Source organism: Microbacterium sp. (genome assembly GCF_047606385.1).
Classification (GTDB): Bacteria; Actinomycetota; Actinomycetes; order Actinomycetales; family Microbacteriaceae; genus Microbacterium.
This window is the reverse complement of sequence record NZ_JASGEL010000069.1, coordinates 17,318-37,379: the sequence shown is the minus strand read 5'-3', so window position 1 is coordinate 37,379 and position 20,062 is coordinate 17,318. Positions and strand designations below refer to the sequence as shown.

Sequence of the window (20,062 nt, the reverse complement as noted above, 5' to 3'; positions counted from 1 at the left end):
TCGAACCCGGTCCTCTTCGGCTTCAGCGTGCTGCTGGTGCTGGCCTGGCGGGTCGCCGGCTGGTGGGGACTCGACCGGGCGGTCTGCTGGTCGGGGGCGTCGGCGGCGGAGCCGCAGGGTACGCCCTCGGCTCCGCCGCGGCGGGCGACGACGGCGACGTGATCGACCTGTCGACGACCCACGCGTTCTACGGCACGGCCGAGCAGGCCGGCATCCGCACGCCCGTGCAGCGATACAGCGTCTTCATGACCTTCGACTTCACCGGGACGACCGCCACCGACCTGCAGGTGCTGCTCGCCCGCTGGTCGGCCGCCATCGCTCAGCTGATGGCCGGCAAGACCGTGGGACAGGTCGAGCCGTCCCGCGACGACGCGGTCGGCGGCGACACCGGGGAGGCGCTCGACCTGGACCCCGCCGCGCTGACGGTCACGGTGGGCCTGGGCCCGGGGCTGTTCACCGATGCGCTGGGGCTGTCGGCGCAGAAGCCGACCCTGCTGCGCGAGCTCGAGCTGTCGACCGCCACCCTGCAGGACGCGTTCACCGGCGGCGACCTGTCGGTGCAGGCCTGTGCGGACGATCCGCAGGTGGCCTACCACGCGGTGCGCGCGCTGGCGCGCATGGGCAAGGATGCCGGCACCGCCGCGACCCGGTGGACCGTCATGGGCTTCGGCCGGGCCGCTGCCGGGGCGGGGCAGTCGACTCCGCGGAACCTCATGGGGTTCAAGGACGGCACCCGGAACATCTTCACCGAGGACGACTACGACGCCTTCGTGCGCGTGACGGACGGGCCGGACTGGACCCACGAGGGCACGTACCAGGTGGTCCGCAAGATCCAGATGCACATCGAGAACTGGGACACCGACCGCATCGGCGACCAGAACGAGGTGTTCGGTCGCCACAAGGTGACGGGCGCCCCGTTGACCGGCACGGCCGAGTTCGACACCCCGGACTTCGCCGCCACCGACTCCTCCGGCGCCCCCGTCATCCCCGCGCGCTCGCACGTGCGCCTCGCCGCCCCGGAGAACAACGGCGGCGTGAAGATCCTGCGCCGCGGCTACAACTACACCGACGGCATCAACCAGTACGGATTCCTCGACGGCGGCCTGCTGTTCGTCAGCTACCAGAACGACCCGGCCGCTTTCGAGACGCTGCAGGCGCGGCTGGGCGCCTCCGACCGGCTCAACGACTACATCACCCACGTCGGGTCCGGGATCTTCTTCGTCCCCGGCGCCCCGGCGTCGGGGACGTTCCTGGCCTCGGGCCTGTTCTCCTGAGACCGTGACATCCGTGCCCGCCCGGGCGCCCTCCACGCCGCCGTTCGTCACAAACGGGCGGATGCCGCGGCATCCGCATACCGTCGAAGCATGACCTCGCCCAATCTCCCCGTCCTCGACCTGTCCGACCTCGATCGCGGCCCCGAGTCCGCGGCGGCGTTCCGCGAGCAGCTGCGGCAGGCCACTCACGAGGTGGGCTTCTTCTACCTGGTCGGCACCGGCGTCAGCCCCGAGCTCGAGGCGCGGCTCACCCGCGCGGCGCGGGACTTCTTCGCCCTGCCCGAGGCCGACAAGCTCGCCATCGAGAACCTGAACAGTCCCCAGTTCCGCGGGTACACGCGGGTCGGCGGCGAGCTGACGCAGGGACGGGTCGACTGGCGTGAGCAGATCGACATCGGTCCCGAGCGCGAGGCGCTGGAGAACCCCGTGCGCGACTTCGACCGGCTGATCGGACCCAACCTCTGGCCGGCGGCGCAGCCGGAGCTGCGCGAGGTCGTCGCCGAATGGTACGAGGCGCTGACCGCGATCGGGCTGAAGCTCCTGCGCGCCTGGGCCGTCGCGCTCGGCGCCGAGGAGGACCACTTCACACGCCACTTCGACGACCCCGCGACGCTCATCAAGATCGTGCGCTACCCCGGCAAGGACGACCCGACGCCCCAGCAGGGCGTCGGCGCCCACAAGGACTCGGGCGTGCTGACCCTGCTGTGGGTGGAACCGGGCAAGGCGGGCCTGCAGGTCGAGCGCGACGGCGCATGGGTGGACGCTCCCCCGGTGCCGGGCGCGTTCATCGTGAACATCGGCGAGCTGCTCGAGTACGCCACCGGCGGCTACCTCGTCGCCACGAACCACCGCGTCGTCTCGCCCCGTCACCCGGAGGACCGCATCTCGGTGCCGTTCTTCTTCAGCCCGGCCCTGGACGCGCGCGTGCCGCTGCTCGAGCTGCCGGCGGAGCTGGCCGCGCAGGCCCGCGGCGTCACCGAGGACCCGACGAACCCGATCTACGCGCTCTACGGCGAGAACGCGCTCAAGTCGCGTCTGCGCGCGCATCCGGATGTGGCGGAGCGCTGGCACGGCGACCTGGTCGCCGCGCGCGCCGCCGCGGCATCCTGACCCGCGTTCCAGCCTCCTCTGCTTCAGCGAGACCGCACGTGCGCGCCGAGACCGTGGGGTCCTCCCACGGTCTCGGCGTCCAGATGCGGTCTCGCGGAACGGGCGCCGCGGTTCATCGGCCGCCCAGCGCGGCCGCGATGCGCTCGATGCCGTAGTCGAAGGCCCGGTCGACGTCGCCCCCGAGCTGGAACGCGCCGGTCAGCTCCATCTGGATGAAGCCCACGGCCCACGCGGTCACCAGACGTGCGGCGTCAAGCGAGTCCGCGCCGAGCTGCTGCGTGGCCCGCAGCACAGGCGCCGCGGATCGTTCGAGCGACTCGCGCGGGAGGACCGCGGAGAACACCAGCCGGAAGCTCTCCGGCCGCTCGTGCGCGAAGCGCCGGAAGGCGCGTGCGAGCCCGCCGAGCGAGCCGTCGGTCGCGGCGAGGCGGCCGGCGAGGTCGTCGACCGCCCTCTCGGCCACCGCGCGTAGCAGCGCGTCCCGGTCGCGGACGCGCTTGTACAGCGACGGAGCGCGCACGCCCACGCGCTCCGCGACGCGCTGCATCGTCAGCGCGACCTGACCGCCGTCCTCCAGCAGGTCGGCGCCGGCGGCGACGATCGCGTCCAGCGAGGTCCGCTCGGGCGTGGGCATGGCTCCTCCATTGATGGCTATTGACGTAAGCCATGATGGCTATCTATCGTAGCCATCATATCCGCTGCGGCCGCACGAAGGAGCTCGACATGGAACTCGCACCGCATCTGCACCGCCTCGGCAACGACATCGTCGCCTGCTACCTGATCGACACCCCCGAGGGCATCACGCTGATCGATGCCGGTCTCCCCGGCCACTGGCGTGACCTGCAGCGGGCGCTGCGCTCGCTCGGCAAGACGACCGCCGACATCCGCGGCCTCGTCCTCACCCACGGCGACAGCGATCACATCGGGTTCGCCGAGCGCCTTCGGCGCGAGCACGGCGTGCCGGTCTACGTGCATGCCGCCGACGCCGAGCGCGCCCGCACCGGCAGGAAGCCGAAGACGCCCGCGGGTCGGATGCGACTGTGGCCGACCACGCGCTTCTTCGCCTATGCCCTGAGCAAGAACGCCATCCCGACGGCTCACGTGAAAGAAGTCGTGGAGGTGGCGGACGGGGACGTGCTCGACCTGCCGGGCTCGCCCGCGATCGTCGGGATGCCGGGGCACTCGCCCGGAAGCGTCGCCGTCCACGTCCCCGCGGTGGACGCGATCTTCGTGGGCGACGCCCTCACCACCCGGCACGTCCTCACCGGACGCGAGGGGCCGCAGCCTGCGCCCTTCACCGACGAGCCCGAGCGCGCGCTCGATTCGCTGGACCGACTCGCCGCACTGAGCGCGTCGTGGGTGCTGCCCGGCCATGGCGCCCCCTGGCAGGGGTCGGGGCCGGCTGCCGCCGCCGCCGTGCGGGCCGCGGCGCGCTGAGCCGCGAGACCGCATCCTGGCGCCGAGACCGTGGGGTCACCCCACCCTCTCGGCGCGCAGATGCGGTCTCGCGGAAGCGGGGCGGGAACGGCGAAGGCCGCCCCACACCGTGGGGCGGCCTTCGCGAAAGCGATATACGCGGGTGCGACTTATCGACGCAGGCCGAGACGCTCGATGAGCGAGCGGTAACGGTTGATGTCGATGTCCTGCAGGTAGCCCAGCAGGCGACGGCGCTGACCGACCATCAGGAACAGGCCACGACGCGAGTGGTGGTCGTGCTTGTGCTCCTTCAGGTGCTCGGTGAGGTCCTTGATGCGCTGCGTCAGCATCGCGACCTGCACCTCGGGGGATCCGGTGTCACCGGGGTGCGTCGCGTACTCTTCGATGATCGCCTTCTTGACGTCGTTCTCCAGTGCCATAGATGGGATCCCCTTCCTCGTCATTGCGCGGCGCCCGACGCCTTCTGCGTGAGCTCTCTTTATCCGCGGCCGATCGAACGGCAACCTCGAAAGTCTACCAGCGAACGAGAGCCGCGGCGACCGGGCCCTCTCCGGCGGGTTAGCCTCGAAGACGTGCCGCCCTTCGCTCCCGCCCGCCCCGTCCGGGTCGCCGGGTGATGGCGCGACTGGGCGCACGGCACTTCATCGATCTGCGTCCCTTCCGGGTCAGTCCCGCGTTCGCACGTCTCTGGGTGGGCTCCACCCTGTCCGGCATGGGCGCCCAGCTGACGATCGTCGCGGTCATGCTGCAGGTCTACGCCCTCACCGCCTCCGACTTCGCCGTCTCGATGGTCGCCGTCGCCGGGCTCGTGCCGATGGTGCTCGCCGGACTGTACGGCGGGATGCTGGCCGACGCCTTCGACCGTCGCATCGTGGCGCTGTCCGCGGCCGCCGTCACCTTCGCCTCCACCGCCCTGCTGGCCGTGCTCACCTGGACCGGCGGCGAGACGGTGTGGTGGCTGTACGCGCTGAGCATGATCAACTCGGCCTCGGCCGCCATCGTGATGGCGACGCGGCAGGCGATCACCCCGCGGCTCATCCCCCGCGAGCTGCTGCCGGCCGCGGCGGCGCTGCAGGGCATCACGGTGGGCGTCATGGTCATGGCCGGCCCGGCGCTGGCCGGGGTCCTGGTGGCCACCGCCGGCTACGCCTGGACCTACTCGATCGATGTCCTGCTGATGACGTCGCTGTTCCTGGGTCTGTGGACGCTGCCGTCGCTGCGGCCGGAGGGCGAGATCGTCCGCCCCGGCCTCGAGTCGCTGCGCGACGGCATCCGGTTCCTGCGACGGGCGACGAACATCCGGCTGCAGTACGTCCTCGACATCACCGCGATGACCTTCGGCCAGCCGCTGGCACTGTTCCCCGGCATCGGCGCGGTGCTGCTGGGCGGCGGTGCGATCACGACCGGCCTGCTGACCGCGGCGGTCGCGGCCGGGGCCTTCCTGTCGAGCCTGCTGTCCGGGCCGATCGGACGCTACCGGGCGCACGGGATCGGCATCCAGCGCTCGATCCAGGTGTACGGGCTGGCCATCGCGGCCTTCGGCCTGGTGCTGGTCGCGGCGCAGCTGGGCTGGTTCGCTCCCGCGGTGGTCGACGAGTCGTCGCCGGACGTCGTGCTGATCGTGCTCGCCTGCGTGCTGCTCGCCGTCTCCGGCGCCGCCGACAACGTCAGCGCGATCTACCGCTCCACCATGATGCAGGCCGCGGTGCCGGATGCCGTGCGCGGGCGGCTGCAGGGCATCTTCACGGTCGTCGTCAACGGCGGGCCCCGGATCGGCGCCCTCTACGCGGGCACGCTGGCGACGTTCACGACGCTGTGGTTCCCGCCGCTGCTGGGCGGCATCCTGATCGTCGCGCTCGTCGGCGTGCTCGTGCGCCTCTCCCCCGGCTTCCGCGCCTACGACGCCGCCCATCCGGTGCCGTGAGCCCCCCGCGAACCCGTACTCGCCCGCCGAGCCCGTACGGGAATGACGCCATTCGCGTACGGGCTCGCAGCGGGAATACGGGCTCGCGGGTCGGAGACGCGGTCAGACCTGGACGGAGCCCTGCAGGTCGAGCTCGATCGTGACGTCCTTGCCGACCAGCACGCCGCCGGTCTCGAGCGCCGCGTTCCAGGTGAGGCCGAAGTCCTCGCGATTGATCACCGTCTTGGCCGTGGCGCCGGCCTTGTAGTTGCCCCACGGGTCGGTGCCGAAGCCGCCGAACTCGACCTCGAAGGTGACCGGCTTCGTGACGCCGTGGATGGTCAGGTCACCGTCGACCAGGAAGTCGCCGCCCTCGTAGCGCACCCCGGTGGAGACGAAGTCGATCGTCGGGAACTGCTCCACGTCGAAGAAGTCCGCCGAGCGCAGGTGGTTGTCGCGCCCCTCGTCCTTGGTGTCGACCGAGGCGGCGTCGGCCGAGGCGGTGACCTTCGCCGCCAGCGGGTTCTCGGGCGCGACGATCGTCGCGCTCTTGACACCGAACACGCCGCGGACCTTGGAGATCGCGAGGTGACGGACGGTGAAGCGGACCTCGCTGTGCGAGGGGTCGAGCACCCAGGTGCCGGCCTTGTATCCGGGAAGGTCGATGGTCGTGGTGGCGTCGGTCATGATCTCTCCAAATCGTGTCGCCGCGCAGGTCGCGGCACTCGACGGGGAGAAACCCGGCCGCCCTCGGGTTCATTCCCGAGAATAGAAAGTCCTCAGCCGACGGCGATCAGGTCGATGATGAAGATCAGCGTCTTGCCGCCGAGGAAGTGGCCGCCGGCCGGCCCGTACGCCAGGTGCGGCGGGATGATCAGCTCACGACGGCCGCCGACCTTCATCCCCGGGATGCCGTCCTGCCAGCCCTGGATGAGGCCGCGCAGCGGGAACTGGATGCTCTCGCCCCGGCCCCATGACGAGTCGAACTCCTCGCCCGACTCGTACTCGACACCGGCGTAGTGCACCGTCACGGTGTCGCCGGGCTTCGCCTCTGCGCCCTCGCCGACGACGATGTCGCGGATGACGAGGTCGGCGGGGGCCGGCCCCGCGGGAGCGTCGAACTCGGGCTTGCTGCGGTTCTCAGTCATGGCATCCATCCAAGCACGCGGCGGCGCACGCCGCCGGAAGGTCTTGACACGTTCCCAGGCCCACGGCATCCTGAGACCAGATCAACTCAGCGCCCGGGAGACACGCTGGCATCGCCGCTGCACCGGGCGCTGAGTCTGTCTCTAGGCTGGCGAGGTGCCCCGCCCCGAGTCGCCCCAGTCGCAGCGGCTGCTCGCCGCCGCGGTGGACGTCGCCCTGGACCGCGGCCTGTCCGGGCTCTCGCTGTCGGCGCTGGCACGGGCGATCGGGTCGAACAACCGGATGCTGCTGTACTACTTCGGTTCGAAGGACGAGCTGTACACCGAGGTGACGCTGGCGGCCTACGACCGGTTCCCGGAGCTGGCCGGGCTCATCCCGTCGCTGCAGGCCGACGCGCCGCTGCCGGCCCTGCTGGCGGCGGGGTGGCGGCGGCTGCGCGCCGCGGAGAACCTGCCATACCTGCGGCTGTTCTTCGAGGTCGTCGCCGACGCGGTGCGCGACCCGGCGCACAACCGGGCGCAGCTGAGCGTGCTCGCCTCGCACTGGCCGGAGGGGGTGCGCGCCGCGTTCGTCGCGCACGGCTGGCCGGCCGCATCCGCCGGCGTCGCGACGACGCAGCTGCTGGCGCTGTGGCGGGGCCTGCAGATCGACCTGCTCACCGGCGCCGACGTCGAGCGCCTCGACGCCGTGCACGACGCCGCGATCGCGGCGCTGTTCAGCGACCGCTGAGCCGCGCGGCGCCGGCGACACCCGACATCCGCTCGCGCAGCGTGGGCCCGGCCGGGTCGACGATCAGTCCCCGCTCCCGCAGCAGGGGCAGCACCCCCTCGCCGAACGCCTGGACGTCGCGGGTGCCGAACACCGGTTCGAGCAGGAACCCGTCCAGCCCCGTCCGTGCGGCGAGGTCGGCGACCCCGGCGGCGACGGTCTCGGCCGAGCCGACGAGCCGGAACCCGCGCGTCCCCCGGCCGCGGAGCTCCTCGATGACCTCGCGCACGGTGGGGGCGGGCCGGTCGGGCGTGCCGAGGAAGCGCTCGATGTTGCTCGTGCCCAGCTGGCCGACCACGCCCGTGCCGATCGCCTGGTGCAGCGTCCCGTCCGGGTCGAGGGAGAGCAGGTCGATGCCGGTGTTGCCCGCGTAGAGGGCGGCCACGACCTCGTCCGACTGCATGGCGTGGAACTCGTCGTAGAGGCGCTGGGCCTCGGCGTCCGTCTCGGCGACGACGGCGGTGAGTCCCGCCATGATCCGGATGCTGCCCGGGTCGCGCCCGGCCTCCGCCGCGAGCCGGCGCAGGTCGGCGACCCCGGCCGCGGTGTGCGCGGGCGTCGTGCCCTGGATGAACACCCCTTCGGCGTGGGCGGCGGCGAGGGCCTTGCCCTTGGCGGAGGTGCCCGCCTGGAAGATCACCGGCGTGCGCTGCGGCGACGGCGGGGCGCCGAAGTAGCCGCGCGAGCGGTAGTGCTCGCCGCGATAGTCGACCGGGTGGATGCGGTCGGGGCGCACGTACACGCCGGCCGCCGCGTCCGCGACCAGGGCGTCGTCGTCCCAGACGTCCTCCCAGTACGCGCGTGCCAGGCTCACGTACTCCTCGGCCTTGGCGTAGCGGTCGTCGTGCGCGGTCATCTCGGCGTGGCCGAACAGCTCCGCGACCGCGTTCTGCGAGGCGCCGGTGACGACGTTCCAGCCGATGCGGCCGCCGGTGAGGTGGTCGAGCGTCGCGAAGCGTCGCGCGAGCGGCAGCGGATGGTCCATCCCGGTCGTGGCCGTGACGACGAACCCGAGACGCTCGGTCTCGCGCGCGAGCACCGGGATGATGGTCGAAGGGTCCAGGCCGGAGAAGTTGATCGCCGCTGTCAGCGAGGCCGCGCTGATGTCGCCGTTCAGCATCGGGTAGCCGAAGCCGTCCGCGAAGAACAGGAAGTCGTAGCCGGTGCGGTCCATGATCCGCGCCATCCGCACCCAGCGCTCCGGGTCGAGGTAGTCGACCGCGTCGCATGCGGGGTGGGCCCAGCTGTAGGTGCCGCCGACCTGCGGCGCGTAGACCTCGAAGACGCCGAATCGCAGGGTCATGATCCTTCCTTCCCGAGCCACGCGTCGATGCCGGCGCGGGCACGCTCCTTGGTCGCCGCGGAGGCGAGAGTGGACTCGATCGAGCTCCGGGCGCAGTCCGCGAGCTGCGCGTCGGTCAGGCCGATGCGCTCACGCGCCACGACGTACTCGTCGAGGATGCCGGGGCCGAACAGGATCGGGTCGTCGGCGTTGATCGAGCACCGCACGCCGGCGGCCAGCAGCTGCGGCAGCGGGTGGGCGGACAGGTCGGGGACGACCGCCAGCAGCACGTTCGAGGTCGGGCACACGTCCAGGCAGATCCCGCGCTCGGCGAGCAGCAGCAGCAGCTCCGGATCCTCGATCGCGCGCACGCCGTGCAGGATGCGGTCGGCATCCAGCGCCTCGATCGCCTCGCGGACCGAGTCCGCCCCCGCGAGCTCCCCCGCGTGCGGGGCGGACTGCAGGCCGGCCGCCTTCGCGATCGCGAACGCCTCGGCGAACTCGGCCGCCGGGTGGCCGCGCTCCTCGTTCGCCAGTCCCAGCGAGACGACGCCGCGTCCGGCGCGGGATGCCGCGAGGCCGGCGAGCTCGCGGGCCGCCTCGGCGCCGAGCGTGCGGTCGACGGTCACCATCAGCCCGACCTCGACGCCGTGCGCCTGACCCGCGGCGCGGGCCGCGGCCAGGTGCGCGTCCAGCGCCGCCGCGACCGATCCGAAGGCGGCCGCGTGGTACTGCGGACTCACGCCGAACTCGATGTAGACGACGCCGTCCGCCGCCGCGTCCGCCACCGCCTCGTCGATGAGCAACGCGAGGTTCTCCGGCGCGCTCAGCACCGCGAGCAGTCCCTGGTACATCTCGGCGAAGGCGCGGAAGTCGGTGAACCCGGTGGTCGCCGGCAGCGCGACGCCCCGCTCGGCGGCCAGCCGCGTGAGGGTGGTGGGCCGCATCGCCGCCTCGAGGTGGATGTGCAGATGCCCCTTGGGCAGGGTCGCCAGCTCGCGCGCTGTCACGGTCGTCCTCCGTCCCTCGGCTCCGGAGTGAACCGATCGGTTCAGAACCATACCGGCGGTGTGTTTCCCGCAGATGTCGTGTCGACGCTCCCTGCCATCGCCGGCGGCGACGTCGGGCGGTCCGCTGCCCGGAGTAGCGTGGCAGGATGCGCTTCGCCCATGTCCATTCCGAGGGCGCCCCTCGGCTGACCCTGGTCACGACCCCCGGCGAAGGCATCTTCGTCGACACGCTCTTCCCCGGCGCCCCCCGGGTGCTGGAGCAGCTGATCGCCGGCGGCGACGAGCTGCTCGACCGCGTGCGCGAGGCGGCGGAGGGACGTGTCGGCGACGTGGACCTGACGACGGCGTCCTTCGCCTCGGCGAGCCTGGCCCCGCCGGTCGTGCTCGCGATCGGACTGAACTACTCCGCGCACTCCGGCGAGCTCGGGCTGAAGACCGACAAGACCCCGACCGTGTTCACGCTGTGGCCGAACTCGCTGGCCGGCCACAACGGCACGACCGCATGGCCGCGCTCGCTCAGCGAGTCCATCGACTGGGAGGCCGAGCTGGGCGTCATCATCGGCGCGCCGGCGAAGAACGTCTCGGCCGACGTCGCCCTCGACCACGTGTGGGGGTACACGGTCGTCAACGACATCACGGCACGGGACATCCAGTACTCCGAGGCGCAGTGGTGCCGATGCAAGTCGTTCGACGGCTTCACCCCGACCGGCCCGTTCGTCGTGACCGCCGACGAGATCCCGGACCCGCAGGCTCTGCACATCTGGACGATCACCGACGGGCACCTCATGCAGGACGCGTCCACGGGCCAGATGGTGCGCTCGGTGGCGACGCTGATCGAGCACCTGTCGGCCTCGGTCACGCTGCTGCCCGGAACCCTGATCTCCACCGGCAGCCCCGGCGGCGCCGGCTATTCGCGCGACCCGCAGATCTTCCTGCGCGACCGGTCGACGGTGACGGTCGGGATCGACGGGATCGGCGAGCTGACGACGCACTGCCGCATCCTGGACTGAGCCTGCTGCCTCCGGCAGCGGCGCGCAGCGACCGGCTGCCGCGGGGACGGGGTCGGCCGGACGCCGGCTTGGTCGGGGGGTCAGGCAGGGCGCGGGGTGTCGGGATCGCGATGCCGCGGCACGACCACCGGGATCGCGGCGGTGATCGCCTCCAGCCCCGACAGACGCGCGGGCGAGAGCTGCTTCGCGACCTCCTCACGCGACATCAGCCCGGCCTCGACCACCAGGTCGGCGACCGACCGGCCGGTCAGCAGTGCCGTCTTGGCCAGCGCGGCCGCGGCCGCGTACCCGATGAACGGGGTGAGCGCGGTGATGACGCCGACCGAGGAGCCGACCATGGCCCCCAGGCGGTCGCGGTTCGCGGTGATGCCCTCGACGCAGTTGACGCGCAGCGTCCACATCGCCTGCCGCATCCACGTGATCGACTGGAAGATAGAGTGCGCGATGACCGGCTCGAACGCGTTCAGCTGCAGCTGACCGCCCTCGACCGCCATCGTGACCGTGAGGTCGGCTCCGGCGACGACGAACGCGACCTGGTTCACGACCTCGGGGATGACCGGGTTCACCTTGCCCGGCATGATGCTCGACCCGGCCTGCCGCGCCGGCAGGTTGATCTCGCCGAACCCGGCCTGCGGGCCGGAGGAGAGCAGCCGCAGGTCATTGCAGATCTTCGACAGCTTGATCGCGTTGCGCTTGAGCGAGCCCGAGAACGACATGAAGCCGCCGGTGTCGCTCGTGGACTCGACGAGGTCGTCGGCGGTCTCCAGCTCCAGCCCGGAGATCTCGCGGAGGTGGTGCACGACCCGGGCGGCATAGTCGGGGTGGGTCGTGATGCCCGTGCCGATGGCCGTGGCGCCGAGGTTGACCTCGTGCAGCAGCCACGCGTTCTCGCGCAGCCGGTTCTCGTCCTCCCACAGGGTCGTGGCGAAGCCGTGGAACTCCTGCCCGAGCGTCATCGGCACGGCGTCCTGCAGCTGGGTGCGCCCGACCTTGAGCACGTCGTGGAACTCGACCGCCTTGGCCAGGAACGCCTCGCGCAGCAGGCTCAGCTCCGTCAGCAGGCTCTGCAGGGTGAGGGCGAGCCCGACCTTGATCGCGCTCGGGTAGACGTCGTTGGTCGACTGGCTGCGATTGGTGTCGTCGATCGGCGAGAGGAACGCGTAGTCGCCCTTCGGGCGGCCGGCGAGCTCGAGGGCGACGTTGGTGATGACCTCGTTCGCGTTCATGTTGGTCGAGGTGCCCGCCCCGCCCTGGATCACGCCGACGACGAACTGGTCGTGGAAGCGGCCGTCGATGATGAGCTGGGCGGCCCGGTCGATGAGATCGGCCTTCTGGGCGGGCAGCACCCCGATGTCGCGGTTGGCGCGGGCCGCAGCCTGCTTGACCATGGCCAGAGCGGTGATCAGGTCGCCGTAGACCGAGATCGGCCGCTTCGCGATGGGGAAGTTCTCCAGCGCCCGGGCGGTGTGGATCCCCCAGTAGGCGTCGGCGGGGATCTCCATCGACCCGAGCGAGTCGGTCTCGATGCGGGTGTCCGTGTCCATGGGAGTCCTCGTCGTGGGGCGGAAGGGATGCAGCGAGCCTAATCAGCGGTGGCGTGCGCCGCGCTGGACACCGCGTACATCCCGGACGCCGGCGCCGGCCATCGCGTCACGGCGCGGGCTTGCGGGAGAACGCCTCGAGCCGCTCCGCGGGGCTGAGCGCCGCCATCCGTGCGATCCACGCGGCATCGAAGACCTCGGCCGGCTCGGCGCCCTCGACCGGCACCACGGCGTGGGTGATCGTGTCGTCGTACACGTGCACGAGGTGGAACGACTGCCCGGCGTCCATGCCGTTGACGAGCTCGGCCGGCACTGCGAGGTCCATCGTGTAGCAGGTGGCCGCGGCCACGCTCACCGGGATGCCGGCGAAGGTGCCGCTGGTGGAGTAATGCAGGTGCCCGGCCAGGATGGCGCGCACATCGGTGCCCGCGAGGACCGCGGCGAGCCGGGGCTGATCGCGCAGCTCGAGGATGTCGAAGAACGGGGTGTGGCACGGCAGCGGCGGATGGTGCATCGCGAGGATCGTGCCCAGCGGCGCCGGCTCGGACAGCACCCCCGCCAGCCAGGCCAGCTGCGCGTCGTCGAGCTCGCCGTGATGCCAGCCCGGCACCGTCGTGTCGAGCGCGATCAGGCGCAGCCCGTCGAGGTCCCAGACGCCGGTGACGGGCTGCTGCGTCGGGGCCGCGTCGAGCAGCCCGGCGCGCAGCGCCGGACGCTCGTCGTGGTTGCCGGCGACCCAGACGACCGGTGCGCCCAGCCGCGCGGCGACGGGCTCGACGGCCGCGCGCAGCGCGGCGTACGCCGCCGGCTCGCCGAGGTCGGTGAGGTCCCCGGTGACGACGATCGCGTCGGGGGCGGCGCCCTGCCGTTCGATCGCCGCCAGAGTGCGCGCCAGGTTCGCCGCGGTGTCGTAGCGACCGCCGAGCAGCCGGTCACCGGCCAGCAGGTGGGTGTCGCTCAGGTGCAGCAGGACACGCCTGGCCCCCGGATGCTGGCCGAACCTCACCTCTGTCACGGCCTCAGCCTACGGCGGGCCGCCGACACGGCTCGATGATCGAGAGGAGACGGCCGCCGCGCCGGACTCCGGGGTGTCGCGGCGTGAGTCGCGGCCGTTGCGAGGACTCGCCTGTACCATCGCCGCTGTGGTGAGCCCTCTGGACGGACAGACGCCCGCGCCGACCGCTGCGGCTCGGTTGGGGGCGACGATCCGGCGCAGACGCAAGCAGATCGGCATGACCATCGTGGAGTTGGCGGCCGCCTCGGAGCTGTCGCACCCGTTCCTCAGCCAGATCGAACGAGGTCTGGCGAACCCCCGCATGGCGTCGCTGCATCGCATCGCACAGGCGCTGGGCACGACCCAGCCGTCGCTCATGGCCGAGGCCGAATCGGACCGCCCGACGCCCGAGGTCGGACTCGTCAGGGCGGGTGGCGGCGTGCCCGTCGAGAATCCCGGAGGCGCGGCCCGCACCCTGGTGGCCGGAAGCCACTCGCTCTACCCGATCCTGTTCGTCGGCGCACCGGACGAGTGGGGAGACTGGTACTCCCATCCCGGCGAGGAGTTCATCCACGTCATCGCAGGCATGATCCTCGTCGAGGTGAGCGGTCATGGGATCTTCGAGCTCGCACCGGGAGACACGCTGTACTACCCGGGCGGGGTCGAGCACCGCTGGCGGGGCGTGCGGGGATACGGCGCCGAGACGGCGCGGCTGCTGTTCGTCCAGCAGAGCACCGAACACCACGGCGAACCTCGCCATTCCCGCTGATCCCCGCGTCGGCGCCGGCCGTGATCGCGAGGCCCTGCGACTCGCCGCCGTGTTGATCACAGTTTACAGAACTGCTTTTTCGCTGACACGAGATCGACGCAATGCCCCGCCACTCTTGTTTCTATCAACAATTTTCGATGCAAGGAGACATAGTGGACGCGGTCGCCACGCGAGCCTTCGAGTCACTCTGCTCTGACGGTGTGGCCTTCCACCCCGCCCTCCTCGACGAGGCTCGCTGCCGGCAGCTGCTCGATGCCGTGGGATGGGCCCGCGACCATCCGACGGCATCGTACCGATGCCTGTCTCCGAGCGGCGAAGCGCGCCTGGAGAGCGATCTGTTCCGTTGGCGTGACGTTCCGGCCATCCGTGACCTGGTGACGGACGAGGCTCTGCTGCAGTTCGCCCGTGCCTACCTCGGCACGGACGACCCGGTCGTGCTCGAAGATCAGTGGTTCTGGTCGGAACGAGGTTCACGCACCGACAGCCCGTGGCATCAGGACGATCCCTACCACCCGCTGGACCGGCCCTTCCTCACCATCTGGATCCCGTTGACGCCGGTGCCGCCCGGACTCGGCTTGCGGGGAGTGGTCGGCTCGCATGACGGCCCCATCTACGCCCCGGTGGAATTCTCCGCCGGCGAGCGCACCCTCACCGGTTCCGCGTGGGCGACCACGCCGGTCCCGGACGTGGACGCACACCCCGACGAATATGTTGTGACCGATTCCGCTCGCGACGCCGGCGACGCCGTGCTGCTCGACTCCCGGACGCTTCATTCGGCAGGAGGCGAATGCGCCTCCGACTTCGTCCGGCTCTCGATTCGCTACGCGCACCCGGAGACGACACGTAGTCCTCGTCCATGGCCTACGGCGTCGTTCTGGGAATCGTACGAATGGGAGACCGGGGAGCGACTGCCGGCGACGGGCTTCCCTCGGAGCTCTGTGCTCGCGGCGACGGCGGCGGCGAGATGAGACCATTCGTCTATCGCACCGAGGACGCGGAGCTCACGCGCGGTCTCTCGGCGGTGAGAGCGCGATACGACGCCATCGCGAACGACGTCGACATCGTCGCAAGCCTGGGCGCACCGGTGGTGCCGCTTTCGCTCGAACTGGCCGTGGTCCTGGCGACGGAGGCGCGACTTCTGGACGAGGAGCGGTGGCACGACTGGCTCGGCTGGTGCGACGACGAGGCGGTCCTCTGGGTGCCTCTCGACACGAGGACGCCGCACCCCGCCGCCGATCAGTCCCTCTTCCTCGACGATCGCCGCCGGCTGGAGGAACGCGTATGGCGGTTCACCGATCCCAACGCCTGGGCGCTCACACCATCGGGACGCGCGATCCGCGCCGTCAGCGGGGTCGAGGCCTGGCATGACCCGGATGAGCCCTCGGAGGCGCTCGTCTCCAGCGTGCTCACTCTGCAGCACGTACGCGGCCAGAACGTGTTCGCCACGGTCGGCCGGCAGGTGCATCGGCTCCGTCGCCGCGATGCGGATCGATGGTCGCTGCTGCACAAGGTCCTGCTTCTTCCGCAACTCGACGCGGGCACCCCGCACCTCGGATGGTTGATGTGACAGAGAACGGTGCCCTCGCAGGCGGCCACCTCCATCGTGCCGACATCGACCGGCTCGTCACCCCGGACCACGTGCATCGGCGCCTCTACACCGACGACGCGATCTTCGAGCAGGAGATGCGCACCGTGTTCGGCGGCTCATGGGCCTATGTCGGCCACGAGAGCGAGCTCGCCGAGCCCGGCAGCTTCGTCCGCCGCCGCCTCGGGACCCGCGCGGTGCTGCTCACCCGCTCGGCCGGAGGTGAGATCAGCGTCGTGCTGAACCGGTGCAGTCACCGCGGAACGCTGCTCGTGACCGAGGACCACGGATGCTCGGCCGTCTTCACCTGCCCGTACCACGGCTGGCGCTTCGACGTCGACGGCCGCTTGAAGAACGTACCGGTGCCGAGCTCGTACGAGGACGTGCGTTCCGGTCGTTTCGACCTCGGCCGTGCCCACGTCGCGAGCTACCGCGGATTCGTCTTCGCCAGCCTCGCCGACGAGCCGCCCGAGCTCGAGACCTGGTTGGGTGCCGCCAAGCCCTGGCTCGACGAGTACATCGACCGCTACCCGGATGCCCGGATCCAGGTTCACGCGACGCCGTTGCGCTACGAGTTCGCCGCGAACTGGAAGGTCTCCTGGGACAACGCCGCCGACGGCATCCATGCGACCTTCGCCCACCGCAGTTACAACCTCCTCGGCAAAGAGGCGGACACCGAGACCGTGCTCGCGCGCAATCCGGCGTCGACGCCGATCGTGAGCAGGGCGTATCCGTTCGGCCATTCGGTCGTGGACCAACGGCCGAGCATCCCGGGCGGACCGTGGTCGACCATGCGTTCGCTTCCGACGACCGATGAACTCGTCGATTCGCTTCGGCGTCGAGGCCTCGCCTCCCGCGAGGTGCTCGATCTCGGCACCGGAAGCATGGTCAACCTGAATCTGTTCCCCAACCTGATCTTCGTCGGCAACCAGCTCGTGGTCGTCGAACCCGTGGCCGTGAACCGCACGAGGTGGTCGGTGTACCTGCTGTCCGCGCCTTCGGCACCCGAGGAGACGGACCTCATGCGTCTGCGCGTCGATGAGGACTTCGTCTCCTTCGGCACTCCGGACGACTTCGAGATGTTCGAGCGGATCCAGGAGGGGTTGAGCATCCCGGAAGCGGAGTGGATCGACACGTCGCGCGGAGCTGCGCTGGACACCGAGGATCCGGAGGTGGTCGGCGTGCTGATGGGCGACGTCGCCACCGAGGCCCCGATCCGGGGCTACCTCAGGGAGTGGACGCGGCTGATGACCGAGCAGCCGCCGCTGCGGACGCGGCCCGTGAGCCCGCGCCCGACGGTCTCGAGATGACCGAGCACGACCAGGCGACGGCCACCGCCAACAAGCGGCTCGTCGAGCGATACCACCGAAGACTGTGGGAGGACGGCGACCTCTCCGCGATCGACGAGGTGTTCGCCGACGATGCCGTGGTCCACTTCTCCGGTTGGGACGGCAGTGCCGTGCAGACCGTGCGCGACGATGCCGCGCGCTATCGCGCCGCCTTCGACGACATCTCGACGACGATCCTCGCCCTCATCGCCGAGGACGATCGTGTCGTGCTCCACTGGACGACGAGGGGAACGCACATCGGCGGCTACGGCGCGGTCGCCGCGACCGGCAAAGCCATCGACATGAGCGGGATCGACATCTTCCGGCTGCGCGAAGGCCAGATCGTCGAGTGCTGGTCGGTCTGGGACGGCATCGACGTCTACGACCAGATGGGCGCGCTGCCGGAACTATGGTGACCCGACGGCCTCATGCCGGCGACCCGGGCCGACGGCCGTTCACCACGTCGACTGCTCCGGCGCGACGGCTCGAAGCACCCGGCGCTCCACGAGCTCGATGATCCAATAGGCGAACACCGAGAACACCAGCAGCAGGACGGTCGTCGCCCAGAGGGCGCTGTACCTGCTCGTCGCGGCGGACACGGCCATCAGATTGCCGACGCCGGTCCCGGTCGCGAGCCACTCCGCGACCGTCGCGGCCAGGATCGCGCTCGGGGCGGCGACGCGTGCCGCCGAGAAGAACGCGGGGACCATGGCCGGCACGCGAGCCAGCAGAAGCGTCCGCCACCGGGGCGTCGCGAAGGTGTCGAAGACGTCCACGACCTGCCCCGGAGCCAGGCGCAGGCCCGTCATGCAGGCGACCAGCGTCGGGAAGAAGGTCGTGAGCGCGACGATGGCCGTCGTCGCGAGCGGGCCCCGCCCGAGCAGTTGCACGAGGAGCGGCGCGACCGCGATGATCGGGACGCAGCGAAGCGCGACCGCCGCGGGCGTCATGACGCGACGCGCCGAGGGCACGAGATCGAAGACGATCGCCGCCACGACGCCGAGCGCGACTCCGACGACGTACCCGGGCACCGCGACGACGGCCGTCGCGGTGAGCGCGTCGAAGATCTCCGACCGGTTGGCCGCCGCATCCGCGGCCGTGACCAACCATTCCCAGACCTCGACCGGCCCCTTGGCGAAGTACGGGTTGAGGTGGAACCCCCAGAGGAACACGACCCAGAGCACGACGACGAGCGCCGCGATGCCGATGCCTTCTCCGGCCGCGCCGGCCGCTCGCCGCCAGCGCGGCCGCAGGTCGGCGCCCCGCGTCGCGGTCGCCAGCAGCACCGGCGGCTGGTCGGTCGTGAACTTCCGGCCGACCCAGCCCACCAGCGCGTACACGAGCACCGACACGGCCGTGCTGATCGAGGCGAGCGCCCACACTCCCGCCGTGTCGAGACTGCGCAGCGCGCGGATGGACAGCACGCCGATGCCGGACTCCGCGCCCGTGAACTCGCCCACCAGCGCGCCGAGGAAGGCCGCCGGGACGGAGACCTGCAGCCCCGACACGAGGTAGGGCAGGCAGGCTCGGACGCGGACGACCACGAGGGTCGTGAATCGACCTCGACCGTAGCTCGTGACCAGTTCCGTCCACGCCGAGGGTACCGCTCGCAAGCCCACCAGGAGCGGGACGAGCGTCAGGTAGAACACCGCGATGGCGGCGAGCGTGGTCTGCGGGCCGCTGCCGAGGCCGAACAGAAGGCGGAGGAGCGGCCCCAGCGCGATCAACGGCAGGCAGTAGACGATCAGCGACACGCGCAGCACGACGCGTTCCGACCACGGCAGGATGGCCACGAGCACGGCGAGGAGGACGGCCGCGATGTTCCCGATGAGGTAGCCCGTGAGGGCGCTCTGCCCGGTCGTCAGCAACGCCCTGGAATAGAGCGCCGCGTTCTCGACGATGTCCACGACGATCTCGCTCGGCGGCGCGATCAGATGGGTTCCTCCCAGCGGGACTTCGGCGACCCACTCCCACAGCACGAGAACGAGAGTCCATCCCAGCACCGTCGCGACGGCGGACCTCGAGACGGTGCGCCATCCGCCGCGGCGGGATCGCGAACCCGTCTCACGCGGTTCGTCCGTCTCCTGACGGCGCTCGACCAGGGCCGTCGCCGTCACGGTTCAGGCCTCCGGTCAGGCCCGAGGCCCAGCATCGCGCCGATCGTGTCCACCAGTTCGTGGAACCGCTCGCTGTACAGATGTGCCGCCCGCCGCGGCCTGTCGATGTCGATGTCGACACGTCCCACGATCCGACCGGGGTTCGTCGCCATGACCACGACGGTGTCCGCGAGCAGCACCGCCTCGTCGATCGAATGGGTCACGAGCAATGTCGTCGTGCCGCGCTCGGCCCACACCGGCGGAAGCTCGATGTTCAGCCGTCGGCGCGTCAGCTCATCGACGGCGCCGAACGGCTCGTCGAGGAGCAGGAGCCTGGGAGACGTGATGAGGCAGCGCGCGATGGCCACGCGTTGCCTCATCCCTCCGGACAGCTGAGCCGGCTTCGCCTTCTCGAACCCCGCGAGTCCGACGAGCGCGAGGAGGTCGACGACCTGTTCGCGATCGACCTTGCGGCGCGCCAGGCGCTGTGCGAGTGCGACGTTCGACGTCGCCGTCCGCCACGGCAGCAGCGAGGCGTCCTGGAAGGCGATGGCGATCTCGCCGCGCTTTCGCATCGTCAGCGAGTCGCCCCCGTCGATCTCGACGCTCCCTCCGTCGTCGTGCCGCTCCAGCCCCGCGATGATCCTGAGTATCGTGGACTTGCCGCATCCCGAAGGGCCGACCAGCGCCGTGAGCGTTCCCGGTTCCAACGTGAGGTTCACGTCGTCGAGAGCGCGGACCGTGGAGCGGCGCGACGTGAACGTCTTGGCGATGTCCCGGCACGTCACTCGCGGCGCCCTCGGCGGCGC

Annotated in this window: 21 protein-coding genes; 11 read left to right on the top strand and 10 right to left on the bottom strand. The window is 71.0% G+C overall.

Translation table 11 applies throughout. From position 1 onward, the window contains the following. Window positions 1–158 precede the first annotated feature (158 nt). Complete coding sequence (locus tag QM626_RS06740; protein ID WP_415075289.1) at window positions 159–1,274, top strand: Dyp-type peroxidase; 1,116 nt, start codon at window positions 159–161, stop codon at window positions 1,272–1,274. 90 nt (window positions 1,275–1,364) lie between these two features. Further along, window positions 1,365–2,384 (top strand): isopenicillin N synthase family dioxygenase, encoded by a 1,020-nt coding sequence (locus QM626_RS06735; protein ID WP_415075287.1) that lies wholly within the window; start codon window positions 1,365–1,367, stop codon window positions 2,382–2,384. Between the two features lie 112 nt (window positions 2,385–2,496). Here QM626_RS06735 and QM626_RS06730 read toward each other — a convergent pair whose 3' ends face one another. Beyond that, complete coding sequence (locus QM626_RS06730; RefSeq protein ID WP_415075285.1) at window positions 2,497–3,018, bottom strand: TetR/AcrR family transcriptional regulator; 522 nt, start codon at window positions 3,016–3,018, stop codon at window positions 2,497–2,499. A gap of 89 nt (window positions 3,019–3,107) precedes the next feature. Between QM626_RS06730 and QM626_RS06725 the strand changes: the two genes are divergently transcribed. Next, complete coding sequence (locus QM626_RS06725) at window positions 3,108–3,821, top strand: MBL fold metallo-hydrolase (protein ID WP_415075283.1); 714 nt, start codon at window positions 3,108–3,110, stop codon at window positions 3,819–3,821. Window positions 3,822–3,970: 149 nt separating this feature from the next. Here the strand turns inward: QM626_RS06725 and rpsO are convergent, their stop codons facing one another. Beyond that, the gene (rpsO, locus tag QM626_RS06720) at window positions 3,971–4,240 is read right to left on the bottom strand and encodes a 30S ribosomal protein S15 (RefSeq protein ID WP_137416542.1); all 270 of its coding nucleotides are present in this window, start codon (window positions 4,238–4,240) and stop codon (window positions 3,971–3,973) included. Between the two features lie 197 nt (window positions 4,241–4,437). Here rpsO and QM626_RS06715 point away from each other — a divergent pair, with 197 nt between their 5' ends. Next, window positions 4,438–5,745, top strand: a complete 1,308-nt coding sequence (locus tag QM626_RS06715; protein WP_415075291.1) for an MFS transporter — start codon at window positions 4,438–4,440, stop codon at window positions 5,743–5,745. A 102-nt stretch (window positions 5,746–5,847) separates the two neighbouring features. Here QM626_RS06715 and QM626_RS06710 read toward each other — a convergent pair whose 3' ends face one another. Together QM626_RS06710 and QM626_RS06705 are read right to left on the bottom strand one after the other, a co-directional pair. Beyond that, on the bottom strand, window positions 5,848–6,411 hold the full coding sequence (locus tag QM626_RS06710; RefSeq protein WP_415075280.1) for a YceI family protein: 564 nt from the start codon (window positions 6,409–6,411) through the stop codon (window positions 5,848–5,850). A 92-nt stretch (window positions 6,412–6,503) separates the two neighbouring features. Beyond that, window positions 6,504–6,872 carry an FKBP-type peptidyl-prolyl cis-trans isomerase gene (locus tag QM626_RS06705; protein ID WP_415075278.1) on the bottom strand — a complete coding sequence of 123 codons (369 nt, stop codon included), beginning with the start codon at window positions 6,870–6,872 and terminating at the stop codon, window positions 6,504–6,506. Between the two features lie 154 nt (window positions 6,873–7,026). On the opposite strand from QM626_RS06705, the gene QM626_RS06700 reads away from it, so the two are divergent. Further along, window positions 7,027–7,599, top strand: a complete 573-nt coding sequence (locus QM626_RS06700) for a TetR/AcrR family transcriptional regulator (RefSeq protein ID WP_415075276.1) — start codon at window positions 7,027–7,029, stop codon at window positions 7,597–7,599. Here QM626_RS06700 and QM626_RS06695 read toward each other — a convergent pair. Then, complete coding sequence (locus tag QM626_RS06695) at window positions 7,586–8,941, bottom strand: NtaA/DmoA family FMN-dependent monooxygenase (RefSeq protein WP_415075274.1); 1,356 nt, start codon at window positions 8,939–8,941, stop codon at window positions 7,586–7,588. The genes QM626_RS06700 and QM626_RS06695 overlap by 14 nt on opposite strands. Continuing rightward, complete coding sequence (gene add, locus QM626_RS06690; RefSeq protein WP_415075272.1) at window positions 8,938–9,930, bottom strand: adenosine deaminase; 993 nt, start codon at window positions 9,928–9,930, stop codon at window positions 8,938–8,940. The genes QM626_RS06695 and add overlap by 4 nt, the downstream gene beginning before the upstream one ends. Before the next feature lie 146 nt (window positions 9,931–10,076). Here add and QM626_RS06685 point away from each other — a divergent pair, with 146 nt between their 5' ends. Continuing rightward, window positions 10,077–10,940: a fumarylacetoacetate hydrolase family protein gene (locus QM626_RS06685; RefSeq protein WP_415075270.1), complete on the top strand. Its 864-nt coding sequence runs from the start codon at window positions 10,077–10,079 to the stop codon at window positions 10,938–10,940. 80 nt (window positions 10,941–11,020) lie between these two features. On the opposite strand, the gene QM626_RS06680 is transcribed toward QM626_RS06685, so the two are convergent. After that, entirely contained in the window at window positions 11,021–12,484 is a 1,464-nt protein-coding gene (locus QM626_RS06680) for an aspartate ammonia-lyase (RefSeq protein ID WP_415075268.1), read from the bottom strand. A gap of 106 nt (window positions 12,485–12,590) precedes the next feature. Then, entirely contained in the window at window positions 12,591–13,496 is a 906-nt protein-coding gene (locus tag QM626_RS06675; protein WP_415075266.1) for a phosphodiesterase, read from the bottom strand. On the opposite strand from QM626_RS06675, the gene QM626_RS06670 reads away from it, so the two are divergent. The 5 genes from QM626_RS06670 (at window position 13,432) to QM626_RS06650 (ending at window position 17,573) form a co-directional block, all read left to right on the top strand. Further along, window positions 13,432–14,244 carry a helix-turn-helix domain-containing protein gene (locus tag QM626_RS06670; RefSeq protein ID WP_415075264.1) on the top strand — a complete coding sequence of 271 codons (813 nt, stop codon included), beginning with the start codon at window positions 13,432–13,434 and terminating at the stop codon, window positions 14,242–14,244. The two genes, QM626_RS06675 and QM626_RS06670, sit on opposite strands and share 65 nt — an antisense overlap. A gap of 152 nt (window positions 14,245–14,396) precedes the next feature. Continuing rightward, complete coding sequence (locus QM626_RS06665; protein ID WP_415075262.1) at window positions 14,397–15,212, top strand: phytanoyl-CoA dioxygenase family protein; 816 nt, start codon at window positions 14,397–14,399, stop codon at window positions 15,210–15,212. Then, window positions 15,209–15,811 (top strand): aromatic-ring-hydroxylating dioxygenase subunit beta, encoded by a 603-nt coding sequence (locus QM626_RS06660; RefSeq protein ID WP_415075260.1) that lies wholly within the window; start codon window positions 15,209–15,211, stop codon window positions 15,809–15,811. Before QM626_RS06665 ends, QM626_RS06660 begins: the two co-directional genes overlap by 4 nt. Further along, the gene (locus tag QM626_RS06655; RefSeq protein WP_415075258.1) at window positions 15,808–17,139 is read left to right on the top strand and encodes an aromatic ring-hydroxylating oxygenase subunit alpha; all 1,332 of its coding nucleotides are present in this window, start codon (window positions 15,808–15,810) and stop codon (window positions 17,137–17,139) included. Before QM626_RS06660 ends, QM626_RS06655 begins: the two co-directional genes overlap by 4 nt. Further along, entirely contained in the window at window positions 17,136–17,573 is a 438-nt protein-coding gene (locus QM626_RS06650) for an ester cyclase (protein WP_415075256.1), read from the top strand. The genes QM626_RS06655 and QM626_RS06650 overlap by 4 nt, the downstream gene beginning before the upstream one ends. A 39-nt stretch (window positions 17,574–17,612) precedes the next feature. On the opposite strand, the gene QM626_RS06645 is transcribed toward QM626_RS06650, so the two are convergent. Together QM626_RS06645 and QM626_RS06640 are read right to left on the bottom strand one after the other, a co-directional pair. Next, on the bottom strand, window positions 17,613–19,274 hold the full coding sequence (locus QM626_RS06645) for an ABC transporter permease (protein ID WP_415075254.1): 1,662 nt from the start codon (window positions 19,272–19,274) through the stop codon (window positions 17,613–17,615). Beyond that, window positions 19,271–20,041 carry an ABC transporter ATP-binding protein gene (locus QM626_RS06640; protein WP_415075252.1) on the bottom strand — a complete coding sequence of 257 codons (771 nt, stop codon included), beginning with the start codon at window positions 20,039–20,041 and terminating at the stop codon, window positions 19,271–19,273. Before QM626_RS06640 ends, QM626_RS06645 begins: the two co-directional genes overlap by 4 nt. Window positions 20,042–20,062: the final 21 nt, after the last annotated feature.